The sequence below is a fragment of the Salipiger sp. genome (assembly GCF_059781815.1).
This window is the reverse complement of the sequence record NZ_JBYNAH010000202.1, coordinates 1-9796: the sequence shown is the minus strand read 5'-3', so window position 1 is coordinate 9796 and position 9796 is coordinate 1. Positions and strand designations below refer to the sequence as shown.

11 protein-coding genes are annotated in these 9796 nt (G+C 68.5%); 1 reads left to right on the top strand and 10 read right to left on the bottom strand.

Annotated elements, in window-relative coordinates; genetic code table 11:
* The 10 genes from AC6RA4_RS19490 to AC6RA4_RS19445 all read right to left on the bottom strand — a co-directional run.
* Nucleotides 1-503: thiamine pyrophosphate-binding protein (locus AC6RA4_RS19490; protein WP_500163215.1), on the bottom strand; the 503-nt coding region annotated here is incomplete at its 3' end.
* A gap of 1 nt (nucleotide 504) precedes the next feature.
* A complete protein-coding gene (locus AC6RA4_RS19485) occupies nucleotides 505-1863 on the bottom strand; it encodes a TRAP transporter large permease (RefSeq protein WP_500163214.1) in 1359 nt (452 codons plus the stop codon).
* Nucleotides 1860-2366, bottom strand: coding sequence for a TRAP transporter small permease (locus AC6RA4_RS19480; RefSeq protein ID WP_500163212.1), 507 nt, complete (start codon nucleotides 2364-2366; stop codon nucleotides 1860-1862). The genes AC6RA4_RS19485 and AC6RA4_RS19480 overlap by 4 nt, the downstream gene beginning before the upstream one ends.
* Nucleotides 2366-3409 (bottom strand): TRAP transporter substrate-binding protein, encoded by a 1044-nt coding sequence (locus tag AC6RA4_RS19475; RefSeq protein ID WP_500163211.1) that lies wholly within the window; start codon nucleotides 3407-3409, stop codon nucleotides 2366-2368. The genes AC6RA4_RS19480 and AC6RA4_RS19475 overlap by 1 nt, the downstream gene beginning before the upstream one ends.
* A 44-nt stretch (nucleotides 3410-3453) precedes the next feature.
* Entirely contained in the window at nucleotides 3454-4902 is a 1449-nt protein-coding gene (locus AC6RA4_RS19470) for an aldehyde dehydrogenase (protein ID WP_500163209.1), read from the bottom strand.
* Nucleotides 4903-4919: 17 nt separating this feature from the next.
* The gene (locus AC6RA4_RS19465; protein WP_500163207.1) at nucleotides 4920-5654 is read right to left on the bottom strand and encodes an ABC transporter ATP-binding protein; all 735 of its coding nucleotides are present in this window, start codon (nucleotides 5652-5654) and stop codon (nucleotides 4920-4922) included.
* A complete protein-coding gene (locus tag AC6RA4_RS19460; protein WP_500163206.1) occupies nucleotides 5647-6375 on the bottom strand; it encodes an ABC transporter ATP-binding protein in 729 nt (242 codons plus the stop codon). The genes AC6RA4_RS19465 and AC6RA4_RS19460 overlap by 8 nt, the downstream gene beginning before the upstream one ends.
* Complete coding sequence (locus tag AC6RA4_RS19455; RefSeq protein WP_500163204.1) at nucleotides 6372-7301, bottom strand: branched-chain amino acid ABC transporter permease; 930 nt, start codon at nucleotides 7299-7301, stop codon at nucleotides 6372-6374. Before AC6RA4_RS19455 ends, AC6RA4_RS19460 begins: the two co-directional genes overlap by 4 nt.
* Nucleotides 7302-7305: 4 nt before the next feature.
* On the bottom strand, nucleotides 7306-8178 hold the full coding sequence (locus AC6RA4_RS19450; protein WP_500163202.1) for a branched-chain amino acid ABC transporter permease: 873 nt from the start codon (nucleotides 8176-8178) through the stop codon (nucleotides 7306-7308).
* Nucleotides 8179-8224: 46 nt separating this feature from the next.
* A complete protein-coding gene (locus AC6RA4_RS19445; RefSeq protein ID WP_500163200.1) occupies nucleotides 8225-9439 on the bottom strand; it encodes an amino acid ABC transporter substrate-binding protein in 1215 nt (404 codons plus the stop codon).
* 177 nt (nucleotides 9440-9616) lie between these two features.
* Here AC6RA4_RS19445 and AC6RA4_RS19440 point away from each other — a divergent pair.
* A partial coding sequence (locus AC6RA4_RS19440; RefSeq protein WP_500163199.1) for a hypothetical protein occupies nucleotides 9617-9796 on the top strand: 180 nt, incomplete at its 3' end.

The window sequence follows — 9796 nt, the reverse complement described above, 5'->3', positions numbered from 1 at the left end:
GAGTTGGCGATGGCAAAGGCGCGGTCGAGCAGATCCGGCACCTGCTCGGGGAATTTCAGCTCGTAATCCCACTTTGCCGCCTCGCGCACGAGGGCGGTCTGGTCGCGCATCTCCTGCCCCCAGCCGATCGGCACGGTACGGGCGCCGAAGCGGCCCGCCTCGGTGACCGGGGTGCGGCCCGACATCAGGATCATCGGGATATGCTCGCAGGCGGCGTTGATTGCGCCGATGGCACCATTGGCGAGGCCGACATTGGTGTGCAGCATCACCGCCTGTGCCTTGCCGGTCATCAGGTAATAGCCATGCGCCATGCCCATCGCCGCGTGTTCATGCGGCATGACCAGCGCCTGCGGCAGCTCGATCCCCTCGGCGGCGGCCTGCGCCAGCCCCTCGATGATCGGAGGGAAATCGGTGCCGGAATTGGCGAAGACATAGTCCACGCCAAGCGCCTTGAGACGGGGAAAGATCGCGCCCCCGGCGGTGACCCTTGCGCTGTCGGTCATGTCATCCTCCCAGAAGCCGTGGCAGCCAGAGCGTCACCGCCGGGAAGGCCAGCAGCAGCGCCACCCGGAGAAGCTCGGCGCAGAAGAACGGCGCCACGCCCTTGAAGGTCTCGATCATCGGCGTGTCCCTGGCGAGCGCCGAGATGATGAAGACGTTCATCCCCACCGGCGGCGTGATCAGCCCAAGCTCGACCACGATCAGCGCGAGGATGCCGAACCAGACCTTGAGGTCCTCGGTGCTCATGCCGAACCCGGCGCCGTCGGCGGTCTGGTAGAGCCCGCCGTTGATCTCGAGCAGCATCGGCCAGAAGAACGGGATCACCAGCAGGATCATCGACAGGCTGTCCATCAGGCAGCCGAGCAGGATCAGCGCCACCAGGATCAGCACCATCACCATCATCGGCGCCATGCCGCTCTCGGCGATCCACGCGGCGGCCTGCTGCGGCAGGCCGATGCGGGACATGAAGATCTTCATCAGCTCGGCGCCAAGCAGGATCAGGTAGATCATGCCGCTGGTGCGGGCCGTGGCCTTGAGCGCGGCGGATGTGGTGCGGAGGTCGAGCTTGCGCTTCATCAGCCCGTAGAGCCAGACGAGGAACACGCCCACCGCCGCCGCCGGCGTCGGGTTGAAGAAGCCGGCATAGATACCGCCGAGCACGAGGCCGAAGATCACCATCACCGGCAGCAGGCCGAGCGTGGCGGCGATGAACTCGCTTCTGGTCGAGGCGCCGCCGGGCGGGCCGGCCTCGGGGCGGATCGCCACGTAGAGCGCGATGGTGGCGATGAACAGGATCACCGCGAGTATGCCGGGCAGCATGGCCGCGGCGAACATGGTGACGATGTTTGCCTCGACGATCACCGCGTAGACGATGAGCACCACCGAGGGCGGGATCAGGATGCCCAGCACCCCGCCCGCCGCCAGCGAGCCGGTCGCGAGCGCGCCGGAATAGTTGTATCGTTTCAGCTCGGGCAGGGCGACCTTGCCCATGGTCGAGGCGGTGGCCAGTGACGAGCCGCAGACCGCGCCGAAGCCGGCGCAGCCGGCGATGGCGGCCATGGCGGTGCCGCCGCGCATCCAGCCCAGCCAGGCGTTGGCGCCGCGAAACAGCGCGTGGCTGAGTCCGGCGACGGTGGCCAGCTCGCCCATCAGCACGAACATCGGCACCACCGAGAGGTCGTAGATCGAGAACTGTCCGTAGGCGAGGGTCTTGAGCTGGCTTAGCAGCAGTGCCGGGCCGTTGAGCATGGCGATGCCGACGCCGCCGACGAGGATCATGGCATAGGCGACCGGAATGCGGATCGCGATCAGCGCCACGAGGATGACGAGCGCGAGGATGCCGAGCGTGATCGGGTCGGTCATGCCCGCACCCCGCGGACGGATTCCACGAAGGTGACGAGCGCGGCGGCGATGAGCAGCGCCAGCGAGATCAGGATCGGCACGAAGCCCCACCAGATCGGCACCTGCAGGATCGCGGTGGTGTAGTCATAGGTTTTCTGGTCGAGCATGCCAAGATACATCCTCCAGACCAGGATCGTCGCGAAGCCGAAGGCGATCAATGCGGCCAGCGCCTTGAGCAGGGCCAGCATCGGCGCCGGCGCGCGGGCGGTGAAGATGTCGGCGGTGACATTGGCGTCGGTGAGCTGGCAATAGGGCAGGAAGGCGAACACCGCGACGGCGACGCCGATCTCGGTGAGCTCGAAATCGCCCGGGAACGGCTTCCACACCACCGCGCCCACCACCGAGCCGACATTGATGAGCACCACGGCAAGAAGAACGACACCGCCGAGCAGTGCCCAGACGGTGACAAGCCTTGCGACCGCAGCGGAGATCCCGCTGCGGTGCTTGGTTTCGGCAGCGAACATCAGTTGCTCATGCCGCCGGCGTTCTTCTCGATCAGTTCGCGCGTCTTGGCGACCATCGCCGTGCCGTCGATGCCCTTCGAGGAGACGTCCTCGACCCAGCGATCCACCACCGGCTCGAGCGCGGTCTTGAAGGCGGCGGTCTCGTCCTCGGTCAGGGTGATGTGGGTGTTGCCCGCATCGGTCGCCACCTTGATGCCGCGCTCGTCGATCTCGCGCCAGATCCGACCGACCTCGATCGCCCAGTCGCGATCAGAGGCATCTCGGAAGGCCTGCTTGACGTCGTCGGGCAGGCTGTCCCACCGCGCCTTGTTCATCGAGACCTGGAACGAGGTGGTGCCGAAGCGGGTCTTGTCTGCGCCCTCGATCTGGTACTTGGTCTGGTCCTGGATCTTGAGCGCGGGGATGATCTCCCAGGGGATCATCGCACCGTCGACCACCTTCTTCGACAGCGCCTGCGGCAGGTCCGGCACCGGCATCGACACCGGCGAGGCGCCGAGCGCCTCGATCACCCAGGCCCCGGTGCGGGTCGGGATGCGCAGCTTCAGCCCCGCCGCGTCCGCCGGGCTGCGGATTTCCTTGTCGACCGTGTGCAGCGCCTGGCCGCCATGGACATGCAGGAACATCGGCTCGACGCCCTTGTAGTCGTCCTTCAGGTATTCGTCGTACATGTCGTAGAGCGCGAGGTTCGCCGCGACGATGTCGTTGGTGAAGACGAAGGGAAGCTCGATCACCTCGGTGCGCGGGAACAGGCCCGGCGTATAGCCGTTCACCGTCCAGATCAGGTCGACCACGCCGTCGCGCACCTGGTTGATCAGCTCCGGCGGCCGGCCGCCGAGGGTCATCGAGGGATAGATCTCGATCTTCACCGCGCCGCCCGAGTTCTCCTCGACCGTGCGCGCCCAGGGCTCGAGCATCTGGGTCTGCGCCGGTGCCTTGGCGCCTAGGAAATGGTGCAGTTTGAACACGTGCTCCTGCGCCCATGCACCGCCGGCGCCGAGCGCGAGGCCGGCCGTGAGCGCGGCCGTCATCAGTCTGGTCTTCATGGTGTCTCCTCCCTTTTTGGTCGTTGCCGATCCGACTCTCCCTGTCAGATCGGGTAGTGCAGGTCTCCATCCTGCGTCGTAATCCACCGCAGTTCGGTGAATTCGGCAATCCCCCAAGTGCCGCCGAACCGACCGTAGCCCGAATCCTTCACGCCGCCGAAGGGCATTTGCGCCTCGTCGTGGACGGTCGGGCCGTTGACGTGGCAGATGCCGCTCTCGATCCGGCGGGCCACCGCCATGGCGCGGGTCTGGTCGCGCCCGAACACCGCCGCCGAGAGGCCGAACTCGCTCTCGTTGGCGACCCGCACCGCCTCGTCGACCGAGCCGACGCGGATGATCGACGCGACAGGGCCGAAGCTTTCCTCGGAATAAAGCCGCATCTGCGGGGTCACGCCGTCAAGCGCCGCGGCGTTGAGGATGGTGCCCTCGCCGCCGCCGCCGATCAGTCGCGCGCCCTTCGAGACCGCGTCCTCGATCAGGTCGCGGATACGGTCGGCGGCGGCGAGGTTGACGAGGCTGCCGAGCGGCGCGCTGCCCTCGCGCGGATCGCCGGCGGTGAGGCTTTCGACCTTCTCGGCAAAGGCCGCGACGAAGGCGTCGGCGATCTCGTCCATGACGATGATGCGCTCGGTCGACATGCAGATCTGGCCCTGGTTCATGTAGGCGCCGAAGCCCGCGGCGGCGACCGCAGCCGGAATGTCGGCATCGTCGAGCACGATGAACGGCGCCTTGCCGCCAAGCTCCAGCAGCGAGGGCTTGAGATGCCGGGCCGAAAGCTCGGCCACGATCCGCCCCACCCGGGTCGAGCCGGTGAAGTTCACACGACGCACCGCCGGATGCGCGATCAGCGTCTCGACAAGCTCGGGCGCATCCTCGGGCGCGTTGGAGAGGGCGTTGACCACCCCCTTGGGCAGCCCCGCCTCGGCCACCGCCTCGAGGATCAGCGCATGGGTGCGCGGGCAGAGCTCGGAGGTCTTCATCACCACGGTGTTGCCGCAGGCCAGCGGCGTCGCGATGGCGCGCACGCCAAGGATCACCGGCGCGTTCCACGGCGCCATGGCGAGCACCACGCCGGCGGGCTGGCGCACCGCGTAGGCGGTGGAGCCGGGGCGGTTCGAGGGCACGATCTCGCCCTTGATCTGGGTGGTCAGGCTGGCGGCCTCGAGCAGCATGTCCGAGGCCAGCATGACGTTGAAACGGGCCCAGGCCTCGGTGGCGCCGATCTCGGCCTTCATCGCCGCGACGATGTCGTCGCCGCGCGCGGTCAGCGCCTCGGCGGCCTTGAGCAGCATCTTGCGCCGCGCCATCGGCGCCAGTGCCGCCCAGTCCGGGAAGGCGGCTGCGGCGGCATCGACGGCGCGCATGGCATCCGCCGTGCTGGCGGCGGCGGCGCGGGTCGCGGTCTCGCCGGTCACCGGGTTGGCGCGCTCGAAGGCGCGGTCGTCCTCGGCGGGAACGTGTTCGCCGTCGATAAACAGGTGCAGGCTGTCCATGCTCCTCAGGTCTCCTCTCAGGTCAGTTCGGAATCGAGCGGCTCGGTGGTGCCGCCCAGGAAGGCGCGTTGCACCGCCGGGTCGTCGCGCAGTTCGTCGGCGCTGCCGCTGCCCACAACGCGCCCCGCCTCGAGCAGGTAGCCGCGACTGGCGAGCGCCAGGCTGGCGCGCACATTCTGCTCGACGATCACCAGCGTAAGGCCGGTCTCGCGGATGCGGGCGAGCGCGGCGAAGACCTCCTTGGTGACGATCGGCGCGAGCCCGAGGCTGGGCTCGTCGAGCAGCAGCAGGTCGGGGCCCGACATCAGCGCGCGGGCGATGGCGACCATCTGCTGCTCGCCGCCCGACATCGTGCCGACGAGTTGTCGCTGGCGCTCGGCGAGGCGCGGGAACAGCTCCAGCACCTCGGCCCGGCGCGCCTCGGCGCCGTGGCGGGCGCGCTCCGGGTGGCAGCCGAGCGCGAGGTTGTCGGCCACGCTCATGCGGGCGAAGATGCCGCGGCCCTCAGGCACCAGCGCGATGCCGCGCTCGACGATGGCGTGGGGCGGCACGGTGGCCAGGTCGGTGCCCTCGTGCAGGATGCGGCCCGAGGCCGGGCGGACCACCCCGCCCACCGCCTTCAGCAGCGAGGACTTGCCGGCCCCGTTGGCCCCGAGGATCACCACGCATTCGCCGGGCGAGACCTGCATCGACACCCCGTCGAGCGCGGTGTGCTTGCCATAGGTCAGGCGCAGGCTGTCGATCTCAAGCATCCTCTTCTCCCAGATAGGCGGCGACGACGTGGGGATCGGACAGGACCGCGTCCGTCGGCCCGTCGGCGATCAGCTTGCCCGAGTTCATCACCGCGCAGCGCGGGCAGAGGGCGCGCACCGCGTCCATGATGTGCTCGACCATGATGATCGTCAGTCCGGTCTCCTCGAGGCGCCGGATCAGCCCGATGCCCTCGTGCAGCTCGGTCGGGTTGAGCCCGGCGAGCCATTCGTCGAGCAGCAGCAGGCGCGGCCCGGCGGCCAGCGCGCGGGCCAGCTCGAGGCGCTTCTGGTCGATATAGGTGAGCTCGGATGCGGCCTGCCCGGCACGCGCGGCAAGGCCCACGGTCTCGAGGCACTCGGTGACGCGCGCCTCGAGCGGCGCGCCCCAGAGCCTGTCCGGCCCGAAGGCGGCGGGCACCATTACGTTCTCCCGCAGCGTCAGCGAGGGCAGGATGCGCACCAGCTGGAAGGTGCGGGCGACGCCGGCCCGGGCGATGCGGTCGGGCCGCGCGCCGGTGAGGTCGGTTCCTTCGATCAGCAGCCGGCCCTCGGAGGGCTTCAGCGCCCCCGAGATCAGGTTCATCAGCGTGGTCTTGCCCGATCCGTTCGGCCCGAGCAGCCCCAGAACCTCGCCCTTGCGCACCGTGAGCGAGACGCCATCCACCGCGGTCAGACCGCCGAAGCGCTTGGTGAGGCTGTCTGTGGTCAGAAGCGCGCTCATGCGGTGGCCTCCTTGCTTGCGCCGTTGCCTTTCGGCTTGCGCAGCCCCTCGATGGCGGCGAGCACGCCGTTGGGCAGCGCGTAGACCACGGCCATGAAGAGCAGCCCGAGCAGGATCGAGAAGTGATCCGGGAAGCGCGCCGAGAGCCACTCGAAGAGCAGAAACAGCGGCACCGCGCCGCAAAGCGGCCCCCAGAGCCGGGTCGCGCCGCCGAGCAGTGCCATGATTACGGTCAGGAAGCTGACCGTCGGGTTGAACACGATCGAGGGCTCGACATAGACCCAGCGCGGCGCCTGGATCGCGCCCACGAGGGTGATGATCGTCGCCGAGGCCACGAAGAGCACCAGCTTGGAGCGCGCGAGGTTGATGCCGGAATGCGCCGCCACGGTCTCGTCATCGCCGATCACCCGCAGCGCGAGGCCGAGCCGCGAGCGCCGGATCCACGCGGCGAGCCCGATCGTGCAGACGCCGAGCACCAGAAGCTGCCAGTAGATCTCGCGCGCGCCGAGATCGAGGAAGATGTAGCGCCCGAGCGTGCCGGTGACGTTGACCTCGAACCAGGTGATGAGCTGGCGCACCAGCTCGGCCAGGCCAAATGAGAAGATCACGAAGTAGATCCCCGCCAGCCGCAGCGTCGAGAGCCCCACCAGCAGCGCCATGGTGGCGCCGATCCCGGCGGCGCAGAGCAGCACCAGCGGGTAGGGCAGCACCTCGTTCAGCACCGCCACCGTGTAGGCGCCGACCCCGAAGAAGGCGACGGTGGCCAGCGAGATATAGCGCGTGGGCCCCGAGAACATCGCCCAAGCGGTGGCCAGCGTGACATAGCCCGCAAGCCCGACCAGCAGCCCGGTGCCATAATCGCCAAGAAGGAACGGCAGGACGGAAAGCCCCCCAACCGAGACGGCTGCAATCCCCAGATACAGCATGCTCTCAGCCTCCCGCCCTGCCGAACAACCCCGTCGGCCGCCAAAGCAGCACCGCGAGGAAGAGTGTGTAGGTTGCCGCGAGCGTCAGCCCGGGATCGATGAAGGCAGCCACGAAGGTCTCGGCCAGCCCCAGAAGCAGCCCGGCGATCAGCGCGCCGAGGATGTTGCCGACGCCGCCCATGATGACGACGATCAGCGCCTTCATGGTGAAGACAACGCCATCGGTGGCCGAGAAGGTCTGGAACATCGAGACCAGCGCCCCGCCCGCCGCCGCCAGCGCGCCGCCGAGCGCAAAGCCCTGCCGGCCGAGCCGGTTGACGTCGATGCCGACGAGGTAGGCCGAGTCGGGCGCCAGCGCCACGGCGCGCAGCGCCCGGCCCCAGCGCGAGCGCACAAGGATGGCGTAGAGACCGAAGCCGATCACCAGCGACAGCACGAAGGCGATGAGCCGGTTGGCGGCGACGGTGGTGCCCATCAGGTCGATGCCGCCGTCGAGATAGCTGTAGGAGGTGAAATCGCTGCCGAAGGTCACCAGCATCAGGCCCTGCACCACGAAGAGCAGGCCGAAAGTGGCGAGGATGGTGTCGACCTCGAGCCGCCCGCCGCCGCCCGAGCGCTTCAGCAGCGGCCGCATCATCAGCGCATGGATGCCCCAGCCGAGCGCGTAGCCCAGCGGCACCACCACCAGAAGGCCCCAGAGCGGGCCGATGCCCCAGCTGGTGAACATCATGAACACCGCAAAGCAGGCGAGCAGCATGAACTCGCCATAGGCGAGGTTCATGATCCGGGCGATGCCGTATTGCAGCGACAGGCCAAGCGCCAGCAGCGCGTAGGTCCCGCCGAGCACCAGCCCGAGGAAGAGGGTCGATAGGATCATGGGGTGCCGTCCTTGGCGGGGCGGGCACAAAGCCCGCCCGCGCGGATTACCATTCGGGTTTCGGGATCATCGGCGCCGCAGCGCCTTCGCGGTCGGCGGGGCTCACCGCGACGAAGCTGTCGCCCTGCCACTGACCGACCCACCAGAGCTGGCGCAGCTGGTTGTCTTCCAGCGTCACCTCTCCCAGCACCGTGTCGAAGGTTCCGGTCGAGAGCTCCTCGGCCAGCGCCCCGTGGTCGAGCCCGACGCGCTTCACCGCCTCTTCGAGCATCTCGAGCGAGGCATAGGTGACGGCGCTGGCCCAGCTGTCCGGGGGCGCGCCGATGGTCTCAGCGTGCTTGGCGAAATATTCCTGTACCGCGGGACTGGCGGAATCGACGCCGCCGATCGACATCACGCCTTCCTGCGCGCCGCCCGCGATCTTGGAATAGACCGGAAAGGCGCCGCCAACGCCGATGTAGAAGACCTTGGGGTTGAAGCCCGCGGTGATTGCCTGCTTGGTCACGCCAAAGCTGCCGGGCGGGTAGGAGAAGGCGACGAAGCTGTCGGCGCCCGAGCCCTGCACCTCGTTCAGGATGGTGGCGAAATCCGAGGTGCCGAGCGGGTAGCTCTCGTCATAGACCAGATCGAAGCCCGCCTCCTCGAAGGCCGGACGCGCGGCCTTCACCAGATCGATGCCGAAGCCGTCGGCGACCGAGATCATCGCCACCTTGTCGTTGATCGTGCCGGCCTCCTTGGCGGCGCTCAGGGTCTCGACCAGCGCGGTGGCGTAATCGTGCCCGCCGCCCAGCATCCAGAACGAGCGGTCCCAGCGGGCGGCGAATTCCGGCGCCTTGTCGGTGACCGCCGTTACCGCGAGCTGCGGGTAGCCGAAGCGCGCCATCAGCGGCGCGATGGCGAGGTTGGCGCCGGTGCTCCACGGCGGCAGGATCAGGTCGACCTTGTCCTGCGTGGCGAGCCGCTCGATGGCGCGCACCAGATCCTCGGCGCTGGAGCGGTCGTCATACTCGACCACCTCGATCATGCGGCGGCTGCCATCGGGCATCTCGAGCCCGCCGGCGGCGTTCACCTCGCCGACCCAGAGCTCGTAATTGGGGATCGTGGTGATCCCGGCGCCGGTGGCGTTGGGGCCGGATTTCGACACCGCGTAGCCGATAGTGACGGTCTCGTCCTGCGCCGCCAGCGGCGCGCTCAGCGCCAGCGACGAGGCGAGCGCAAGCGGTAGCGCGCGCAGGAGCGCGCGTCTCGATTTCAGTGACATCAGTTTCCTCCCGTTGACGCCCCTCCCGGCGTCGTTCTGTGCCGCCAGCCGCCTGTCTCTCCCCGAGGCGATCTGGTGGATGCAGCGAGGGTAGAGGAAAAAGACGTTGATAAAATGCACTGGTGCAGGGAAGAATTGCACGTATACGCCGTTTCTCCTGCCCAATCGGTGAGCAGTTTGCCAACACGCCTGTCCCAGCCCCCCGCCCATGCCGGCCTGACGGCGCATCAGCTGCGCAGTCCGCTGGCCGAGGCGACCTATGGTCTCAAGCCCGACAGCGCCTGCCTCTTGGTGCTCGAGGCGGGGCGCGCGCGGATCGGCGCGGGCGAGGCCGGGTGGCGGATCGAGGCGCCGCGC

Coding starts and splice junctions, on each gene's coding strand:
- AC6RA4_RS19485 (WP_500163214.1), bottom strand. CDS start 1,863: ATGACCGACCCGATCACGCTCGGCATCCTCGCGCTCGTCATCCTCGTG.
- AC6RA4_RS19480 (WP_500163212.1), bottom strand. CDS start 2,366: ATGTTCGCTGCCGAAACCAAGCACCGCAGCGGGATCTCCGCTGCGGTC.
- AC6RA4_RS19475 (WP_500163211.1), bottom strand. CDS start 3,409: ATGAAGACCAGACTGATGACGGCCGCGCTCACGGCCGGCCTCGCGCTC.
- AC6RA4_RS19470 (WP_500163209.1), bottom strand. CDS start 4,902: ATGGACAGCCTGCACCTGTTTATCGACGGCGAACACGTTCCCGCCGAG.
- AC6RA4_RS19465 (WP_500163207.1), bottom strand. CDS start 5,654: ATGCTTGAGATCGACAGCCTGCGCCTGACCTATGGCAAGCACACCGCG.
- AC6RA4_RS19460 (WP_500163206.1), bottom strand. CDS start 6,375: ATGAGCGCGCTTCTGACCACAGACAGCCTCACCAAGCGCTTCGGCGGT.
- AC6RA4_RS19455 (WP_500163204.1), bottom strand. CDS start 7,301: ATGCTGTATCTGGGGATTGCAGCCGTCTCGGTTGGGGGGCTTTCCGTC.
- AC6RA4_RS19450 (WP_500163202.1), bottom strand. CDS start 8,178: ATGATCCTATCGACCCTCTTCCTCGGGCTGGTGCTCGGCGGGACCTAC.
- AC6RA4_RS19445 (WP_500163200.1), bottom strand. CDS start 9,439: ATGTCACTGAAATCGAGACGCGCGCTCCTGCGCGCGCTACCGCTTGCG.